This is a genomic window from Albidovulum salinarum (assembly GCF_025673475.1).
GTDB lineage: Bacteria > Pseudomonadota > Alphaproteobacteria > Rhodobacterales > Rhodobacteraceae > Albidovulum > Albidovulum salinarum.
In genome coordinates this window covers 130927-149708 of sequence record NZ_JAOVQO010000009.1, presented here as the reverse complement: position 1 = coordinate 149708, position 18782 = coordinate 130927, and the positions used below count along the sequence as shown (strand labels likewise).

The following is an 18782-nucleotide window of genomic DNA, read 5'->3' as shown; positions in this document are numbered from 1 at the left end:
ACGCGGCCAATACGGAACATGTGGGAGTATCGACATGCACAGATCGTGCCTTCGGCGCGACATCGCGCGCGTCACGGGCCTCGGCCCGACGGCGGCCGCCAATTGCAACGCGGTCGCTGAGGATCATTGCCCGGGACTGGCCCGGCGCGGGGTGCGGCCATGAAGGCGGCACGGAATGTCCTTCTGGCGTCGGTCCTTGCCGGCGCGGCCGGCTGGGCCGGGATCACCGCCGGCCAGCAGGCGGCTCCGGCCGCCTCGACTCCTCACGCCCATTCCGGCGCGGAAGCGGCCGGCGGGCTTGACGGGCAGGACGCGATGGCGATGCCTGTTGCCGCCGGGACGGCGGCCAGCGACACCCGGCGCATTCTCTACTACCGCAATCCGATGGGGTTGCCCGACACCTCGCCGGTTCCGAAGAAGGACCCGATGGGGATGGACTACATCCCCGTCTACGAAGGCGAGGTCGACGATGCCGGCACCATCCGGGTCTCGCCGGGCAAGCTGCAACGGACCGGCGTGCGGACGACGCAGGCGATACGCGGGCCCTTGGCGATGACGGTGCGTGCGCCGGGCATTGTCCGGCTCGACGAGCGCCGCCTCACCGTCGTCGCGCTGCGCGCCGATGCCTTCCTCGAGACCGTTGCGGACGTGACCACCGGGGCAACGGTCCGGCGGGGCACGCCGCTCGCGATGCTCTATTCGCCCGAGGTAACGGCGGCGGCGGCGCTCTTCGTGTCGGACCTTCGCGACGGCGGAGGGCGGGCCGAAGGCAGCCGGCGGCGGCTGGAGAATCTCGGTGTGCCGGTCGGGCAGATCGACGCCATCGCGGCGGATCGGCGCGCCCAGGTGAGCATCGCCCTGACGGCGCCGCGGTCCGGCGTGGTTCTGGAGCGTCTCGCGGTCGAGGGAATGATGGCGAAGGCGGGCGAACCTCTGTTCCGCATCGCCGACACGTCGCAGGTCTGGGTCATGGCCGACGTGCCCGAAGCGGCGCTGAGTGGCGTCGCGCGCGGCGCCGAGGCGCTGGTCAGCCTGCGCGGGCTGCCAGGCGAGGCGCTCACCGCACGGGTGAGCGAGATCTATCCCGAGGTCGACCTCCAGACCCGGACTGCGAGGGTGCGCATCGACCTGCCGAACCCGGACGGGCGCTTCCTGATCAACATGTATGCGGAGGTCGAGATCGCCGCAGGCGACGGCGCGGCCGTCGTGCAGGTGCCCGACAGCGCGGTTATCGACACCGGCGACCGGCAGGTCGTGATCCGCGATATGGGCGAGGGGCGCTTCGCCGCGCAGGAGGTCGTGCCGGGGCGCCGCGGCAACGGCATGGTGGAGATCCGCGACGGTCTTGCCGAGGGGACGCGCGTCGTGACGACCGCGACCTTTCTTCTCGACGCCGACAGCAACCTGAACGCGGCCCTCGCGGCGCTGTCGGGCGCGGAGGCAGGGCAATGATCGCCAACATCATCGCCTGGTCCGCGCGCAACCTGGTCCTCGTGTTCTTCGCCGCCGCGCTGAGCGTCGCCGCCGGCATCTGGTCGCTGCGTAGCCTGCCGATCGACGCCATTCCGGACCTGTCGGACGTGCAGGTGATCGTCCTGACCGAGCACCCGGGCCAGGCGCCGCAGGTGGTCGAGGACCAGATCACCTATCCCTTGACGTCGGCCATGCTGACGGTGCCGCGTTCGCGCGTCGTGCGCGGCTTCTCGTTCTTCGGCATCTCCTTCGTCTACATCCTCTTCGAGGACAGCGTGGACCCTTACTGGGCGCGCAGCCGCGTTCTTGAATACCTCAACGCCGCCGCTGCCCGGCTGCCCGAGGGGGTGACGCCGGCGCTCGGGCCCGACGCGACCGGCGTCGGCTGGGTCTATCAATATGCGCTGAAGGGCGAGAACCTGTCCCTGGTCGAGTTGCGGTCCCTGCAGGACTGGGTCGTCCGCTACGCCGCGAGCCGCGCCGAGGGCGTCTCGGAGGTCGCGAGCGTCGGCGGTTTCGTCAAGCAGTATTCGGTCACGGCCGATCCGGTGCGGATGCGGGCCCAAGGCATCACGCTTGCCGACCTGAAGGCCGCGATCCGCGCCAGCAACCAGGACACCGGCGGGCGGACCGTCGAGCTGTCGGAGTTCGAGTTCATGGTGCGCGGCCGGGGCTACCTGCGCGGGATCGAGGATATCGAGACGATCGCGCTGCGCAGCGTCGGAGGGGTGCCGATCCTCCTGCGCGATGTCGCGCGGGTCGAGGTCGTCCCCGACGAGCGGCGCGGGATCGCCGAGCTCGATGGCGAGGGCGAGGTCGCGAGCGGCATCGTGCTGCAACGGGTGGGCGCCAATGCGCTCGACGTGATCGACAATGCCAAGGCGGAGCTCGCGACGGTCTCGGCCGCCCTGCCCGAGGGGGTCGAGATCGTTCCGGTCTACGACCGCTCCGGCCTGATCCGCTCGGCCATCGCGACGCTGAAGACGACGCTGATCGAGGAAAGCCTGATCGTGGCGGCGGTCACGATACTGTTCCTCCTGCATGTCCGTTCGTCGCTGGTGGCGATCCTGATGCTGCCGGTGGGCCTCCTGATGGCCTTCGCGGCGATGCGGGCGCTCGGCATCGGCGCCAACATCATGAGCCTCGGCGGCATCGCCATCGCCATCGGCGCGATGATCGACGCGGCGATCGTGATGATCGAGAACGCCCACAAGCACCTCGAACGCGCCGCACCGGACAAGCCCCGGATCGAGGTGCTGATCGAGGCGGCGTCCGAGGTCGGCCCGGCGCTGTTCTTCAGCCTGCTGATCATCACCGTGTCGTTCCTGCCGATCTTCACGCTGGAAGGTCAGGAGGGGCGGATGTTCGGCCCGCTCGCCTATACCAAGACCTTCGCCATGGCGGCGGCGGCGCTTCTGTCGGTGACGCTGGTGCCGGCGCTCATGGTCGTCTTCGTGCGCGGCCGGATCATCCCCGAGCACCGTAACCCGATCAACCGGTTCCTGATCGCGCTCTATCGGCCGGTGATCGCGACGGTCCTGAAGGCCAGGACCCTGACCATCCTCGCCGCCCTCGCGGCGCTTCTGGCAACGGTCTGGCCGGCGCGGCAACTCGGCTCCGAATTCATGCCGACGCTCGACGAGGGCACGCTGATGTACATGCCCACGACGCTGCCTGGCCTCTCGGTCGCCAAGGCCGCGGAGCTGATGCAGACGCAGGACCGCATCATCCGCTCCTTCCCCGAGGTTGAAAGCGTCTTCGGCAAGGCGGGCCGGGCGCTGACCGCGACCGATCCCGCGCCGACCGAGATGTTCGAGACGATCATCCAGCTCAAGCCGCGCGAGGCGTGGCGCCCCGGCGTCACCGTCGAGAGCCTGCGGCACGAAATGGATGCGGCGCTGCAGTTCCCCGGCGTTTCCAATGCCTGGACAATGCCGATCCGGGCGCGGATCGAAATGCTCTCGACCGGGATCCGCACGCCGGTCGGCGTCAAGGTCTACGGCGATGACCTAGCCGAACTGGAGCGCATCGCGCGCGAGGTCGAGGCGGTGCTGCGCACCGTGCCCGGCACCACCAGCGCCTATGCCGAACGGGTGATCGGCGGCTACTACCTCGACATCGTGCCGGACCGCATCGCGCTCGGCCGCTATGGCCTGTCGGTCGCGGATGTTCAGGAGGTCATCGCGATGGCGCTCGGCGCCGAGGCGATCACCCAGACCGTGGAGGGGCGCGAGCGCTACAATGTCGCGCTGCGCTATCCGGCCGCCTTCCGCTCCGACCCTGAGGTCATCGAGCGCGAGGTGCAGGTGGACCTGCCCGGCGGCGGCACCGTGCCCCTCGGCGAGGTCGCGACGATCGAGCGCAACCGGGGTGCGACCGCGATCCGCACCGAAAACGGCCGGCTCACGGTCTATGTCTTCGTCGACATCGCCGGGCGCGACCTCGGCGGCTATGTCGCCGAGGCGCAGGCCGCGGTCGCGGCGTCGGTGACCCTGCCCAAGGGCTACTGGCTCGGCTGGAGCGGCCAGTTCGAGTATCTGGAGCGCGCCAAGCAGCGGCTCGCTCTGGTCGTGCCGCTGACGCTCGCGCTGATCTTTCTGCTGCTCTATCTCAACTTCCGCCGGCTGACCGAGACGCTGATCGTGATGCTCTCGCTCCCGTTCGCCATGGTGGGGGGCATCTGGCTGATGTGGTTCATGGGCTTCAACTTGTCGGTGGCGGTCGCGGTCGGGTTCATCGCGCTCGCCGGGGTCGCCGCCGAGACGGGAGTGATCATGCTGATCTACCTCGATCATGCCCTGGAGGAGGCACGCACCGCGGCGCGGGAAAGCGGGCGGTCCCTGACCCGTGCGGACCTCCATTCGGCGATCATGGTCGGGGCGGTGGAACGGGTGCGGCCGAAGATGATGACGGTGGTGGCGATCACCGCCGGCCTGATGCCGATCCTCTGGGCCGATGGCACGGGCTCCGAGGTCATGCAGCGCATCGCGGTGCCGATGATCGGCGGCATGGTCTCTTCGACGCTCCTGACGCTGATCGTCATTCCAGCCGTCTACGGGAGCATCAAGGGATGGAGCATGGGGCACGGCCCGCTTCGCAAGGACGCGCCGGAGCGAATGGCGGCCTGATCTTTCCGGCGCACCGGTGAGAGGGCTCGATCCCGGGCAACCGACGCTTTCGGGCGTTTGAAGGTCCGGGGTCGGGCTACACCCGACCTTGGCGCGGGGCCAGGCCGGAGGTGGCTCGGGAACGCGGCAGTCGCGTTTCCGATATCTTGAGGCACATGCTGGTCGGCCGGTCAGGCGCCGATCCGGCCGCCGTCACGCCTGAGTGCCCGACGGGCCGCGGGTCAACGACGCGTTTGTCCGCCCGTGACGCGGCCGGCATTTCCCGGGTGTTGAACACGGTCTGGACAGGGCTCCGTTCGCGGCTAGACGTTTCTGTTGGCTGGCGTCCGTATCCGCCGGTGGCGAGGCCGGACAGGAACGGGCAGTCGGGCCGGGGGTCGCCGGCGCGGGCCGCGATCAGTGCGCGTTCGCCTGAACATCGGTTTTCGCGGCGGTCTCGGCTTTGACCTGCCGCTCTTGAAGGGCCGCGGGAGCCTCCATCACGATGTCGGGGCTTTCCCGGATCGCCTCATGGGCCAGTTCCCTCACGCGCGCCAGTCGGCCTGTCCCTCCACATCGGCGCCATGACGGGTAGCGTGGTTCTCGGCTTGGAGCCGCTCGCCGGTCGAGATATCCTCCGCGATCGGGCCGCCCGCCCGGACCCCGCGCCACCAGCTTCGCGCTGCGGCTCCCCGCAGGAACGAGCCTCTCGATCTGGTGGCGTCGGCCTTGGACCGGCCCTTGCGGCAGCCCTCGGGGATCGCGTCGAGCGCCGCCCGGAACCGGTCTCCGGTCACTTCTTGCCGCCGATCCTCGGCTCGGTCCCGGCCCTCAGCCGTGCGATGTTGGGCGCGTGGCGGACAAAGACGAGGGCGGCGAGGAGAAGGATCAGCACCACCATCTCGCCGTGACCGAGAAGCGCCGCCCAAACCGCCGCGAGCGCCGCCGCGACGAGCGCGGAGAGCGAGGAGATGCGGCTGACGATCGCGGTGACGAGCCAGGTCGCGCAGGCGGCAAGGCCGACCGGGAAGGCGAGTGCCAGAAGCGTGCCGAGGAAGGTCGCGACGCCCTTGCCGCCCTTGAAGCCGAGCCAGACCGGGAAGAGATGGCCGAGAAAGGCCGCGAGACCGGCGAGCTGTGCTGCATCCTCGCCGGCCCAAGTCCGCGCCGCGAGGACCGCCGCCGCGCCCTTGCCGCCGTCGAGGACGAGCGTCGCGAAGGCCGCCCCCTTGTTGCCGGTCCGGAGCACGTTGGTGGCGCCGATATTGCCCGAACCGATCTTCCTCAGATCGCCGAGCCCCATGATCCGGGTCAGCACCACCCCGAAGGGGATCGAACCGAGGAGGTAGCCGAGAACCCCGGCGAGGATCAGCGCCGCCGCGCCGCTGGTAATCTCAGGCATCGCGCGCCTCCGCCCCGAAGACCTGCCGTCCGGCGACGAAGGTCGCGAGCACCCTTCCTTCCATCCGCTGCCCGTCGAACGGCGTGTTCTTCGACTTCGAGCGCAGCTTGGCGCGGTCGAGGACGAAGGGCGTGTCGGGATCGAAGAGCACCAGGTCGGCCGGCGCGCCCTCCGCCAGCCGCCCCTGCGGCAGGCCGAGCCGTTTCGCCGGATTGAGTGCCATCGCCCGGAAGAGCTGCGGCAGGGTCAGCTGCCCGGCATGGTGGAGCCGCATCGCCGCCGGCAGGAAGGTCTCCAGCGCCACCGCGCCGGAGGCCGCGTCCTCGTAGGGCAGGCGCTTACTCTCCTCGTCCTGCGGCGTGTGCATCGACGAAATGATGTCGATGAGGCCCGAGGCGACGGCCTCCACCACCGCGAGCCGGTCGTCCTCGCTGCGCAAGGGCGGCTTGACCTTGAAGAAGGTGCGGTAGTCGCCGACGTCGAACTCGTTCAATGTGAGGTGGTGGATCGAGGTCCCCGCCGTCACGTCGAAACCGTTCTTCTTGGCGCGTTCGAGGGGCGGCAGGGCGCGGGCGGTGGTGATCTGGTCGAAGTGGTACTTCACCCCGGTCATCTCGACCATGCCCATGTCGCGGTCAAAGCCGATCCGCTCGGCCATCGGCGAGACGCCGGGCAGGCCGCGCAGGGAGGCGAACTTGCCGCTGGTCGTGGCGGCCCCCGCTGACAGGATCGGCTCCTGCGGGTGGCCCATGACGAGCGCGCCCAAGGACTTCGCGTAGGTCAGCGCGCGGGACAGCACCTTGGTGTCGGTAACCACATGATCGCAATCGGTAAAAGCAATGGCGCCGGCGTCGAGGAGGAAGCCGATCTCGGTCATCTCCCGCCCCTCGCGACCCTTGGTCAGCGCCGCCATGTGGCGGATGCGGACCGGCGAGGCCTCGGCGGCGCGGCGGGTGACGAATTCGAGCGTCTCGGGGTTGTCGATGGCGGGATGGGTGTCGGGCCGGGCGATGATCGTGGTGACGCCCCCCGCCGCCGCCGCGAGGCCGGCGGAGCGGAACGACTCCTTGTGACGCTCCCCCGGCTCGCCGATCTTGACGCCGAGATCGACGATGCCGGGGGCGAGGCATTTGCCGTCGGCATCCAGTCGGCGAAGTGTCGGGCTCTTGTCGGGCATCCCGTCGGGCGTGTCGAAGACACGGGCGATGACGCCGTCCTCGATCAGCACCGCGCCGAGCGCGTCGGTTCCGGCCTCGGGGTCGATCAGGCGGGCGTTGGTGAGGAGAGTGGTCACTGAGCGGCCTCCCAAGCGCGTGTTGCATCCCCAAGTATCTGCGGGGTGGGAATGTCGTGCGCGGGATACCCGATCTGCATACCCGTTCGATCACGACTGGTTAGGAATGCCCCAAGCGTCAATGATGCGACCTGCGTGCGGTCAAATCGCACTATCGGTTGAAGGGACATGAAGCGCGCTGATCCGCGCGCGATGAGGGAGTCGCTCTTACTAAGATCAAGCACGAAGGGCTTGGCGCATGCAGCAAGCTCCAGATCCTCAATCTTTCGTCCGGCGACGAAGCGCATCAGGCGCTTTGACGTGATGGCGTAGCTGGTCCGGCAGAGACGAATCACGTGTACGAAAATGTAGACGACGCTGCCGACCACCCCGAGCATCCCGAGAGCATCCGCAGGGCTCCTTCTGTCATCGAAGCTCAGCGCGAGACCGAAGATCAAGACGAGGGCGAGGGGAACGAAAGCTCGAAGGATGCGGAGACGTGTGCCCTGATCGGGCTCTGGAACGAACGAGATCATCTCGTCGCCATCATGCAACTCATGCGTGACGAAACTAGGTGGCACATCACTCACACCATCACCCCCGCCGCCTGCCGGCCGCGCTCGGCGCGGAGATTGCGTGCCAGGAGGTCCATGCAGGCCATGCGGACGGCGACACCCATCTCGACCTGGTCCTGGATCACCGAGCGGTTGATGTCGTCGGCGAGCTCGCCGTCGATCTCCACCCCCCGGTTCATCGGCCCCGGATGCATGACGATGGCGTCCTCCTTGGCATAAGCCAGCTTTTCCGCATCGAGCCCGTAGCGGTGGTAGTATTCGCGCTCGGAGGGGATGAAGCCGCCGTCCATGCGTTCTTTCTGGAGGCGCAGCATCATCACCACGTCGCAATCCTTCAGCCCCTCGCGCATGTCCTCGTAGACCTCGCAGCCTAGGTCGCGGACGCCGGAGGGCATCAGCGTCGGCGGGCCGATCAGGCGGATGCGGTTCTCCATCTTGCCAAGAAGGATCAGGTTCGAGCGGGCCACCCGGCTGTGGGCAATGTCGCCGCAGATCGCGACCGTGAGGCGCTGGATCCGGCCCTTGGCGCGGCGGATCGTCAGCGCGTCCAGAAGCGCCTGCGTCGGGTGCTCGTGGCGTCCGTCGCCCGCGTTCAGGACCGCGCAGTTGACCTTCTGGGCGAGGAGATCGACAGCACCCGAGGCGGGGTGGCGGACGACGAGCAGATCGGGATGCATCGCGTTCAGGGTCAACGCGGTGTCGATCAGCGTCTCGCCCTTCTTCACCGAGGAGTGCTGCATCGCCATGTTCATCACGTCGGCGCCGAGCCGCTTGCCGGCCAGCTCGAACGAGGCCTGCGTCCGCGTCGAGGCCTCGAAGAACATGTTGATCTGGGTCATGCCCTTCAGCGAGTCGGCCTGTTTCACCGTGCGCTGGTTCAGCGCGACATATTTCTCGGCGAGATCGAGGACGGTGCGAATCTCCTCCGGGGCCAGGTGTTCGATGCCAAGGAGGTGACGCGCGCGGAAAGTCATGTGGTGCTCCGGTCCCGTTTCGCGCCAGCTTATGGCAAATGGACGCGGGCGGGGCAACGGTCAAAGCGGGCGCTTGCCCCCGTCGTGCCGCGGCCCTAGCTTGGCGGCCATGCAGACCGCCCTCGCCCAAATGGATTATCACGCCGCCAAGGCGCTGCTCGACTGGCAGATCGAGCTTGGCGCGGACGAGCCGATCGGCGAGGCCCCGGTCAACCGCTACGAGATAGCTGAAGCGCCGAAGCCTTCCGCCCCGGCGGCACCCGAGGCCCCCGTGGCAACGGAGCCGGAGGCCGATCCGGTCGCCGCCGCCACCGAGGCCGCGGCGCGCGCCGGGAGCCTTGAGGAGCTCGCCGCGGCCCAGGCGGCGTTCGAGCTTTGCGAGCTGAAGAAGGGGGCGCGCAACTTCGTCTTCGCCGACGGCAACCCCGAGGCGCGGGTGATGATCCTCGGCGAGGCGCCGGGGCGCGACGAGGACATGGAGGGGCGGCCCTTCGTCGGCCGCGCCGGCCAGCTCCTCGACCGGATGTTCGCGGCGATCGGGCTTGCCCGGACCGCGCATCACGCCGACGAGGCGCTCTACATCACCAATGTCATGCCCTGGCGGCCGCCGCAGAACCGCGACCCGGACCCGGCCGAGATCGCGATGATGCTGCCCTTCGTGAAGCGCCATGTGGAGCTCGTGAACCCCGATATCCTCGTCCTGATGGGCAACACGCCCTGCGCTGCCGCGCTCGGCAAGCGCGGTATTCTCAGGCTGCGCGGCAGCTGGACCGAGGCCTTCGGACGCCCGGCGATGCCGATGACCCATCCGGCCTATCTCTTGCGCACCCCGGCGGCCAAGCGCGAGGCCTGGGCCGATCTTCTCGACATCAAGGCACGGTTGGGAGAACTTTCATGAGGGCGCTTTGGGTCCATGCCTGTTTTCTCATTGCCTTCACCGGACACGGTGCGTCGGCCGAGCCGTGGATCGGCACGGACTACGACGCGCTGTTTGCCGTCAATGCCAGGTTGGTCGAGACGCAGACGGCGGGCGACGGATCGGCGGTCGAGGTCTTGAAGCTCGAAGGCGGAACCGTCGTCTCGCGGCGGGCGAACGGGCAAATCACCACCATGGCAACCGATGGCAACGCCGTCGGTTGTTTCGTCACGATCCTGAGGTCCATCTCTGCTATGGACACGGCATGCCCCCTGTTGTTCACGGAGGACGAGAAGGGGCGGCTTGGTGTCATGAGAGCAAGAGCACTCAGGCATTACGCGGAAAACATCTACCCGCCGCAGCCCTATGATGCTGTCGATATGGCATTTCGCGCTTCCGTCGCGTCCGATCCGATTTCGCGCACTTCATCCTGCGAATCCGGGATGGAAGAAAACGCAGACGCGATCGGGTTCGCCAGGAGTTTTATCGCTTCGGGCACGGATGCCTGGCTCGACGGCATTCTGGCCGTTCCTCGTCTTCCGGCAGACACCCCGTGTCTGTGAAACCAGTCAAGGGTCGCACATGAGCCGCATCGACGACACCAAGGACTTCATCCCGGTCCGCATCGCCGTTCTCACCGTCTCGGACACAAGGTCGATGGCCGAGGACCGCTCCGGCGACACTCTGGTGGCGCGGCTGACCGAGGCCGGGCACCGCCTTGCCCATCGCGACATCGTGCAGGACGAGCGTGACCGGATCGCCGCGCGGCTTCGCGACTGGATCGCCGATCCGGCGGTCGACGTGATCCTCACGACCGGGGGCACCGGGCTCACCGGGCGCGACGTCACGGTCGAGGCGCACCGCGACGTCTACGAGAAGGAGATCGAGGCCTTCGGCACCGTCTTCACCATCGTCTCGATGCAGAAGATCGGCACATCCGCGGTGCAGAGCCGTGCCTGCGGCGGGGTTGCGGGCGGCACCTACCTTTTCGCGCTTCCGGGCAGCCCCGGCGCCTGCAAGGACGCCTGGGACGAGATCCTGAAGTGGCAGTTCGACTACCGCCACCGGCCCTGCAACTTCGTCGAGATCATGCCGCGCCTCGACGAGCATCTGCGACGGAAGTAACGGCTTCGCGCGTTCAACCCTTTGGACTTGGAGGATTTGCGCTCCGGGTCTAGGATTCCTGCGCCGCGGGGCAACGAAACGGGAACCGATGCGATTTCTCCTGCGCAGCCTTGCCGGGCTGTTCCTTCTTGCGCTGACAATCGCGCTTCTGGCGGTGGCCGGGGTCACGCTCAGATCGGCGTTCGAGGCGCGCAATGCCGACAGGGGCAGCGACCGCCCGGCCGAGGAGCGGGTCTTCACCGCGCGGGTGATGGTGCTGGAGCCCGGCCGCATCGCCCCGGAGATGACCGTGTTCGGAGAGGTCAGGAGCCGCCGCAAGCTCGAACTCAGGGCCGCCGCCGCCGGGCAGATCGTCGAGCTCGCCCCCGATTTTGCCGATGGCGCGGTGGTCACGGCGGGCCAGCTCCTGGTGCGGATCGACCCCGCCGATGCTCAGTCGGCGCGTGATCTCGCGCGGACCGGCCTGCGCGAGGCCGAGGCCGAGGTGCGCGACGCGGCTCGTGCGCTGGAGCTTGCGCAGGCCGATCTCGACGCCGCCAAGGCGCAGGCGGCGCTCCGGGCCAAGGCGCTTGAGCGGCAGACCGGGCTGGCCGGGCGTGGTATCGGCACGGCGGCCGATCTCGAAACGGCGGAGCTTGCGATGTCCAATGCGCGCCAGGCCATCGTCTCGCGCAGCCAGGCGCTCGCAGAGGCCGAGGGCCGCGTCGACCGGGCGGCGACCTCGCTCGACCGCCAGCATCTCGCGCTGGCCGAGGCCGAGCGGCGGCTCGCGGAAACCGAGCTCAGGGCCGGTTTCTCGGGGGTTCTGTCCGGGGTGACGGTGGTCGCGGGCGGGCTTGTCGCCAAGACCGAGAAGCTCGGCGAGCTGATCGACCCGACGACGCTCGAGGTCGCCTTCCGGGTCTCCACCGCGCAATATGCGCGGTTGATCGACGAGGCGGGGCGGCTGCGGCCGTTGCCGGTCCGGGCCGCGCTCGACGTCTTCGGCGCCGATCTCGCCGCCGGGGGGCGGCTGGCGCGGGTCGATGCGGCGGTCGGGGAGGGTGCCAGCGGGCGGCTGGTCTTCGCCACGCTCGGCGACGCGCCGGGCTTCCGGCCGGGCGATTTCGTGACGATAAGGATCGCCGAGCCGCCGCTCGACGGCGTGGCGCTGGTGCCCGCCGTCGCGGTCGGCTCCGACGGCACGGTGCTGGCGCTCGGTCCCGACGACCGGCTCGAAGCGGTGCCGGTCGAGTTGCTCCGGCGCCAGGGCGATGACGTGATCCTCGCCGTCGACGCGCTTCAGGGCCGCGAGATCGTGGTCGAGCGCACCGCGCTCCTCGGCGCGGGCATCCGGGTCCGGCCGGTGCGCGGCGGGGCGGCGACCGGGGTGGCGGGCGAGGCGCTGATCGACCTCACGCCCGAACGCCGCGCGGCTCTCATCGCCTTCGTCGAGAACTCGGCCGCGATGGCCGAGGAGGCCAAGGCGCGGGTGCTCGCCAAGCTCCGCGAGGACCGGGTGCCGGCCGAGATCGTCGAGCGCCTCGAATCGCGGATGGGGGGCTGAGGCCGTGGCCGCGCCGCGCGACAGGCTGCGGGCCGCGGGCGGGATCCTGTCCTATTTCACCCGCCACGCGACGGCGGCGAACCTCGTCCTCGTGCTCTTCATCGCCGCCGGGCTCGCCGCGCTGCCGCGGATGCGGGCCCAGTATTTCCCCGACGTGGTGATCCAGGAGGTCACCGTCACGACCGAATGGGAGGGGGCCGGGGCCGAGGATGTCGACCGCGGCATCGTCCAGCTTCTGGAACCGGCGCTGATCGCGGTCGAGGGCGTGGCCGAGGTGTCCTCGGTCGCGCGCGAGGGTTCGGCCACGGTGACGCTGGAGTTCGAACCCGACTGGGATCTCGGCCGCGCGGTGGACGAGGTGGAGGCGGCGGTCGCCGCCGTGACCGGCCTGCCCGACGACGCCGAACGGCCCGAGGTGCGGCGGAGCGCCTGGCGCGACCGGGTGACGAACCTCGTGCTCACCGGGCCGGTGGCGCCCGACCAGCTCACGCGGCTCGCCGACGAGCTTCTGGCACGGCTTTTCGAGGCCGGGGTGACGCGCGCCTCGATCGAGGGTCTCGCCGCGCCTGAGGTGGTGATCGAGGTGCCGACGCTCGAACTGATGCGCCACGACCTGACGCTCGCCGGGATCGCCGAGCGGGTCGGCGCCGAGGCCGAGGCCGATCCGGCGGGCGAGCTTGGCGGCGGCGCGGCACGGCTCAGGACCGGGACCGAGCGGCGGAGCCCCGACACGCTCCGGGCCATCGTGCTGCGCTCCGAGCCCGACGGCACCGCGCTGACGCTCGGCGATGTGGCGCGGATCACCGTTGCGGGCGGCAATGACGTCCACGCCTATTACGTCGGCGACGCGCCCGCGGTCGTGCTGCGGGTCGACCGCTCGGCCGAGGGCGACGCGATCGCGATCCAGCGCAGTGTTGAAGCGGTGGCCGAGGCGATGCGGCCGTCGCTGCCCGCGGGCGTGACGATCGACCTGATCCGGGTGCGGTCCGACGACATCAGCGCCCGGCTCGACATCCTGCTCGACAATGGCGCGATGGGGCTCGCGCTGGTGGTCTCGCTGCTCTTCCTGTTCCTCAACGCGCGGACGGCGTTCTGGGTGGCCGCCGGGATCCCGGTGGCGATGCTCGCGGCGGTGGCGCTGATGCATGCCTCGGGCCTGACCCTGAACATGATCTCGCTCTTTGCGCTGATCCTGACGCTCGGCATCGTCGTCGACGACGCGATCGTGGTGGGCGAGCACACCGACTTCCGCGTCCGGCAACTGGGCGAGGCGCCGTTCACGGCGGCCGAGACCGCGGTCCGGCGGATGGCGGCGCCGGTTTTCTCCTCGACCGTGACCACGGTCATCGCGTTTCTCGGCCTTACCGCGATCTCGGGCCGCTTCGGCGACCTGATCGCCGACATTCCCTTCACCATCAGTGTCGTCCTCATCGCGTCGCTGCTCGAAGCCTTCCTGATCCTGCCGAACCACATGGCCCATTCGCTGTCGAAAGCGGCGCGCGGGCACTGGTACGACGCGCCGAGCCGGGTGATGAACCGCGGCCTTGCCTGGGTCCGCGAACGCCTGTTCCGGCCGCTCACCCGGGCCGTGATCGCCGCGCGCTATCCGGTGCTCGCGGCGGCGCTGGCGCTTCTCGCCTTCGAGGTCGGTCAGTTCATTCGCGGCGATGTCTACTGGCGGTTCTTCGACCGGCCGGAACGCGCCTCGATCACCGGCAATTTCGCGATGCTGCCGGGCGCCACCCGCGAGGACAGCGTCGAGGTGATGCGCGCGCTCCAGGAAAGCGTCGAGACGGTCGCCGCGAAGTACCGGGACGAGTTCGGGGTCGAGCCGCTCGACTACGTCATCGCCGAGGTCGGCGCGAATTCCTGGCCGCGGCTCGCCAGCGCCGAGACCAAGGATCCGGACCATCTCGGCTCGATCTCGATCGACCTCGTCGATCCCGACCTCAGGAGCTGGTCGGCCTTCGAGTTCACCGCTGATCTTCAGCAGGCCGCGCCCGGCCATCCGATGCTGGAGGAACTGTCGTACCGCAGCTGGCGCCACGGGCCCGGCGGTGCGGCGCTCGACGTCCAGCTGAGCGGGGCGGACGCCGACACGCTGAAGGCCGCCGCCGAGGCGCTGAAGCGGGCGCTTGCCCCCTTCCCCGAGGTCTCGGCGCTCGAGGACAGCCTGCCCTATGACAAGGACGAGCTGGTGCTCGAGCTGACGCCGCAGGGCCGCGCGCTCGGCTTCACGGTCGAGGCCTTGGGGCGCGAGCTCCGCAACCGGCTGAGCGGGATCGAGGCCGCGACCTTCCCCGCCGGCACCCGCACCGCGAAGATCCGAGTGGAGCTGCCGGAACGCGAACTCAGCGCGGACTTCCTTGACCGTACGCTCCTGCGCAGCGCGGCCGGGGCCTATGTGCCGCTTTCGGACATCGTCACGGTGACGGCCCGCAGCGGCTTCTCGACGATCCGGCGCGAGATGGGGCAAAGGGTGGTCTCGGTGACCGGCGATCTTTCGGAGGATTCGCCGGAACGCGCCACCGAGATCGCCGACGCGCTCGAGACCGAGATCCTGCCGCGGCTCGCCGAGGATTACGGCGTCGCCTACCGCCTGTCGGGGTTGCGCGCGGAGGAGGACACGTTCCTTTCGGACGCGTTCTTCGGGCTGATCGCGGCCCTGGCGGGGATCTACGCGGTGCTGGCCTGGATCTTCTCGAGCTGGACCCGGCCGCTCGTCGTCATGGCGGTAATCCCCTTCGGCCTCATCGGCGCGATCCACGGTCATGCGGCCTGGGAACTGCCGCTGTCGATGTTCTCGGTCGTGGGGCTGATCGGCATGTCGGGGATCATCATCAACGACGCGATCGTGCTGATCACCACGGTCGACGACTATGCCCGCCGCCGCGCCTTCGCCGAGGCGGTGGTCGACGCGGTGGCCGACCGGCTCCGGCCGGTGATGCTGACCACGGCGACGACGGTGCTCGGTCTCGCGCCGCTGCTCTACGAGGGCTCGCGGCAGGCGCAGTTCCTGAAGCCGACGGTGATCACGCTCTGCTACGGGCTCGGCTTCGGAATGTTCCTCGTGCTCCTCGCGGTGCCGGCGCTGCTCGCCGTGCAGCAGGACATCGCGGCCATGCTACGCGCCACCCGCCGCGCGGCGCGGAACCGGGCGCTGCGCCCGCTCATGGCCGGCGTCGCCCTGGCGCTTTTGGGGGCGTTCGGCGTGCTTCTGGCGCCCGCGCTTCTCGGCGGGGAGGCGGTGGCGCCGGCACTCGGGCGGTTCACGCTCGCCGCCGTGGCGGTGACGCTGGCGGCGACAGGATTCGGGATCTGGTCGCTGATGCGGCGGCGAGGACGGGTCTAGCCGGTGCAGCCCTGAAGATCGACGGCCCGGCCGGAGCCGCCGAAGACCGTGATATGCACCGACGAGCGGTCGAGCGCGAAGGGCGCGGCGTTCGATGGCACCAGGTCGGCCACGGCCACGAGCTCGCCGCCCGCGCGCACCGTCTCGGCCTGCGAGACCCAGATGCTGCGGTCGGCAAGTTCGACCACCGCGAATTCCTCCGGGCCGATCTGCGGCATGGTCAGTTCCGAGGTCAGCCGCAGCCCGTCGCGGATCGGCTCGACCGAGCAGCGCGCCCGGGACAGGCCGGCCGTCGCGGCGGGTTCGGGCTGATTGGCGAGCGCCGAGCGGATCATCGGGTCGGGCCCCCCCGCGGGGTCGAGATCGGCCGCCACGTCGAACGAGACCGGAACGCAGACCGTTTCGCAGACGCCGAGGTCGATCCGCCCGCTGACCGACATCGGCCGGTCGGCGACGGCGGGGCGGAACTCGATGGGCAGGACCAGTTCGTCACGATAGCCGGCGAAGCGCAGGCCGTTGAGGTCAAAAAGCTCCGGTGTCGGCCAGTGGATCGTCGCATCGGCGATGTTGGCCGAACCGCTCCAGTCGAACTGCGGCGGGAATCCGGCTTCGCCGGGCGCGCGCCAGTAGGTCTTCCAGCCCGGCGCCAGAGTCAGGTGCAGCGCCGCCATCTGGGTGCCGCTCTCGGTTCGCCAGCCGCCGCGGATCTCGGCCGCGACGAGGTTCGCGGGCAGGTCCTGGGCGGCAACCGTCGCGGGCAGGAGGGCAAGGACGGCGGGCAGCGCCAGGGCAAGGGAGCGGGCTTTGATCATAAGGTGAAGCTATGCCGTTTGCCGGCGATTGGAAGTCACAACCGCGTCCCTCACGAAGAGTTTTGTCGGCAATCGCCCTTGTATCCGGCCCCGACTGGCGCGATCTTGGAGACGGGAGGTCCCGATATGAACCTCAGTGGCAAGTTACTGATCGCAATGCCCGGAATGGGCGATCCACGGTTCGATCACAGCGTCGTCTTCATCTGCGCCCATTCCGGCGATGGCGCGATGGGGCTCATCGTCAACAAACCCGCGCGCGACCTGTCATTCGACCAGCTCCAGGAACAGCTCGGCATCACCCGCACAGACCGTTCGAAGGCGATTCGGGTGCATTTCGGCGGCCCGGTCGAACATGCCCGCGGCTTCGTGCTGCATTCGGCCGATTACGGCGGCGAGGGCACGACGCTTCAGGTCGACGACCATTTCGGGATGACCGCGACGCTCGACATTCTCGAGGCGATCGCCCAGGGCCGCGGACCGTCGGAATCGATCCTCGCGCTCGGCTATGCGGGCTGGGGGCCGGGGCAGCTCGAAGGCGAGATCCTCTCGAACGGCTGGCTGACCTGCGACGCCAATCCCGACCTTGTCTTCTCCGACCAGGACGAGCGCAAGTGGACCCGCGCGCTGAAGACGCTCGGGGTCGACCCGCTCACGCTTTCCTCGGCCGCGGGCCACGCCTGAGGTCAGCTGCCCGAAACCCCGACCTTGACCATGCCGCTGACGCTGAGGCCCGGCGCGGGCTCGTCCGCCGGCGGCTTCGGCGGGCCGTCGGCGCCGCAGCCGGCGGGCAGCGCGAGCAGGATCAAGGACGCGATGAGGGCCCTCATGCCAGCGCCTCCTTCCAGCGGGCGATCTGGGCGCGCACCTGATCCGGCGCGGTGCCGCCGTAGCTCTGCCGGCTCGCCACCGAGTTGTGGACGCCGAGGACGGTATAGACTTCCTCGGTGATGCCGGCATGGGCCGACCGCATGTCGGCGAGGCTCAGGTCCGGCAGGTCGCAGCCCTGCTTCTCGGCCAGCGCGACGAGGCTGCCGGTGACGTGATGGGCGTCGCGGAACGGCAGGCCGAGCGCGCGCACGAGCCAATCGGCGAGGTCGGTCGCGGTCGAGAAACCCGAGGCGGCGGCGCGCTCGAGGTTGGCGCGGTTCGCAGTCATGTCGCGCACCATCCCCTCCATCGCGGCGAGCGCGAGCATCAGGTTGTCGGCGGCGTCGAAGACCTGCTCCTTGTCCTCCTGCATGTCCTTGGAATAGGCCAAGGGCAGCCCCTTCATCACCATCATCAGCGCGACATTGGCACCCATGATCCGGCCGATCTTGGCGCGAATGAGCTCGGCCGCGTCGGGGTTCTTCTTCTGCGGCATGATCGAGGAGCCGGTGGAGAAGCGGTCCGAGAGGGCGACGAAGCGGAACTGCGCCGAGGACCAGATCACCAGTTCCTCGGCGAAACGCGACAGATGCATCGCGGTGATCGAGGCGGTGGCGAGAAACTCCAGCGCGAAATCGCGGTCGGAGACGGCGTCGAGCGAATTGGCCATCGGCCGGTCGAAGCCGAGCGCCGCGGCGGTCATGTGGCGGTCGATCGGGAACGAGGTGCCGGCGAGCGCGGCGGCACCAAGGGGGCATTCGTTCATCCGGGCGCGCGCGTCGCGGAAGCGGGTGACGTCACGGCCGAACATCTCGACATAGGCCATCATGTGGTGGCCCCAGGTCACCGGCTGCGCTGTCTGGAGATGGGTGAAGCCCGGCATCACCCAGTCGGCCCTCGCCTCGGCCTGTGCGAGAAGCGCCTTCTGCAGCGCGGTGAGCCCCTCGATCGCGGCGTCGGCCTGGTCGCGGACCCAGAGCCGGAAGTCGGTCGCGACCTGGTCGTTGCGGCTCCGCGCGGTATGGAGCCGGCCGGCCGGTTCGCCGATCACCTCCTTCAGCCGCGCCTCCACGTTCATGTGGATGTCCTCGAGCGCGGTCGAAAAGGCGAGCTTTCCGGTCTCGATCTCTGACAAGACCGTGAGCAGGCCTTCCCGGATCGCCTCGACATCTTTATCGCTGAGAATGCCCGTCGCCGCGAGCATCGCGGCATGGGCGCGGGACCCGGCGATGTCCTGGGCGAAGAGCCGCTTGTCGAAGCCGATCGAGGCGTTGATCGCCTCCATGATCGCGTCCGGCCCGGCGGCGAAGCGCCCGCCCCACATCGCGTTCTGGGTTCTGTCGGTCATATCTCGCCCCCG

At 69.3% G+C, this 18782-nt stretch carries 16 protein-coding genes; 8 read left to right on the top strand and 8 right to left on the bottom strand.

Translation table 11 applies throughout. The features are described 5' to 3' along the window. Window positions 1-159 precede the first annotated feature (159 nt). Both OEZ60_RS11315 and OEZ60_RS11310 read left to right on the top strand, forming a co-directional pair. On the top strand, window positions 160-1452 hold the full coding sequence (locus tag OEZ60_RS11315; RefSeq protein ID WP_263336105.1) for an efflux RND transporter periplasmic adaptor subunit: 1293 nt from the start codon (window positions 160-162) through the stop codon (window positions 1450-1452). Next, window positions 1449-4601 carry an efflux RND transporter permease subunit gene (locus OEZ60_RS11310; protein WP_263336103.1) on the top strand — a complete coding sequence of 1051 codons (3153 nt, stop codon included), beginning with the start codon at window positions 1449-1451 and terminating at the stop codon, window positions 4599-4601. The genes OEZ60_RS11315 and OEZ60_RS11310 overlap by 4 nt, the downstream gene beginning before the upstream one ends. Window positions 4602-5125: 524 nt before the next feature. Here OEZ60_RS11310 and OEZ60_RS11305 read toward each other — a convergent pair. From OEZ60_RS11305 to OEZ60_RS11285, 5 genes are read right to left on the bottom strand one after another with little or no spacing between them, the layout of a single operon-like run. Next, window positions 5126-5377: a hypothetical protein gene (locus OEZ60_RS11305; protein ID WP_263336101.1), complete on the bottom strand. Its 252-nt coding sequence runs from the start codon at window positions 5375-5377 to the stop codon at window positions 5126-5128. Further along, entirely contained in the window at window positions 5374-5982 is a 609-nt protein-coding gene (gene plsY / locus OEZ60_RS11300; protein WP_263336098.1) for a glycerol-3-phosphate 1-O-acyltransferase PlsY, read from the bottom strand. Before plsY ends, OEZ60_RS11305 begins: the two co-directional genes overlap by 4 nt. After that, window positions 5975-7276 carry a dihydroorotase gene (pyrC, locus tag OEZ60_RS11295; RefSeq protein ID WP_263336095.1) on the bottom strand — a complete coding sequence of 434 codons (1302 nt, stop codon included), beginning with the start codon at window positions 7274-7276 and terminating at the stop codon, window positions 5975-5977. The genes plsY and pyrC overlap by 8 nt, the downstream gene beginning before the upstream one ends. After that, a complete protein-coding gene (locus tag OEZ60_RS11290; RefSeq protein ID WP_263336092.1) occupies window positions 7273-7845 on the bottom strand; it encodes a hypothetical protein in 573 nt (190 codons plus the stop codon). Before OEZ60_RS11290 ends, pyrC begins: the two co-directional genes overlap by 4 nt. Then, window positions 7842-8804: an aspartate carbamoyltransferase catalytic subunit gene (locus tag OEZ60_RS11285; RefSeq protein ID WP_263336088.1), complete on the bottom strand. Its 963-nt coding sequence runs from the start codon at window positions 8802-8804 to the stop codon at window positions 7842-7844. The genes OEZ60_RS11290 and OEZ60_RS11285 overlap by 4 nt, the downstream gene beginning before the upstream one ends. A gap of 109 nt (window positions 8805-8913) precedes the next feature. Between OEZ60_RS11285 and OEZ60_RS11280 the strand changes: the two genes are divergently transcribed. The 5 genes from OEZ60_RS11280 to OEZ60_RS11260 all read left to right on the top strand — a co-directional run bounded on the left by OEZ60_RS11280 (window position 8914) and on the right by OEZ60_RS11260 (window position 15743). After that, window positions 8914-9702 (top strand): uracil-DNA glycosylase, encoded by a 789-nt coding sequence (locus tag OEZ60_RS11280; protein WP_263336084.1) that lies wholly within the window; start codon window positions 8914-8916, stop codon window positions 9700-9702. Further along, window positions 9699-10283 (top strand): hypothetical protein, encoded by a 585-nt coding sequence (locus OEZ60_RS11275; protein WP_263336083.1) that lies wholly within the window; start codon window positions 9699-9701, stop codon window positions 10281-10283. The genes OEZ60_RS11280 and OEZ60_RS11275 overlap by 4 nt, the downstream gene beginning before the upstream one ends. Window positions 10284-10302: 19 nt before the next feature. Continuing rightward, window positions 10303-10845: a molybdenum cofactor biosynthesis protein B gene (gene moaB, locus OEZ60_RS11270; RefSeq protein WP_263336080.1), complete on the top strand. Its 543-nt coding sequence runs from the start codon at window positions 10303-10305 to the stop codon at window positions 10843-10845. 88 nt (window positions 10846-10933) lie between these two features. Beyond that, on the top strand, window positions 10934-12391 hold the full coding sequence (locus tag OEZ60_RS11265; RefSeq protein WP_263336078.1) for an efflux RND transporter periplasmic adaptor subunit: 1458 nt from the start codon (window positions 10934-10936) through the stop codon (window positions 12389-12391). A gap of 4 nt (window positions 12392-12395) precedes the next feature. Then, window positions 12396-15743: an efflux RND transporter permease subunit gene (locus tag OEZ60_RS11260; protein ID WP_263336075.1), complete on the top strand. Its 3348-nt coding sequence runs from the start codon at window positions 12396-12398 to the stop codon at window positions 15741-15743. On the opposite strand, the gene OEZ60_RS11255 is transcribed toward OEZ60_RS11260, so the two are convergent. Further along, window positions 15740-16555 (bottom strand): protein-disulfide reductase DsbD domain-containing protein, encoded by an 816-nt coding sequence (locus tag OEZ60_RS11255; protein ID WP_263336073.1) that lies wholly within the window; start codon window positions 16553-16555, stop codon window positions 15740-15742. The two genes, OEZ60_RS11260 and OEZ60_RS11255, sit on opposite strands and share 4 nt — an antisense overlap. 126 nt (window positions 16556-16681) lie before the next feature. Between OEZ60_RS11255 and OEZ60_RS11250 the strand changes: the two genes are divergently transcribed. After that, the gene (locus OEZ60_RS11250; RefSeq protein WP_263336071.1) at window positions 16682-17236 is read left to right on the top strand and encodes a YqgE/AlgH family protein; all 555 of its coding nucleotides are present in this window, start codon (window positions 16682-16684) and stop codon (window positions 17234-17236) included. 2 nt (window positions 17237-17238) lie between these two features. Here the strand turns inward: OEZ60_RS11250 and OEZ60_RS11245 are convergent, their stop codons facing one another. Both OEZ60_RS11245 and argH read right to left on the bottom strand, forming a co-directional pair. Further along, entirely contained in the window at window positions 17239-17382 is a 144-nt protein-coding gene (locus tag OEZ60_RS11245; protein WP_263336068.1) for an argininosuccinate lyase, read from the bottom strand. Continuing rightward, entirely contained in the window at window positions 17379-18770 is a 1392-nt protein-coding gene (gene argH / locus OEZ60_RS11240; protein WP_263336066.1) for an argininosuccinate lyase, read from the bottom strand. Before argH ends, OEZ60_RS11245 begins: the two co-directional genes overlap by 4 nt. Between the last annotated feature and the right edge of the window lie 12 nt (window positions 18771-18782).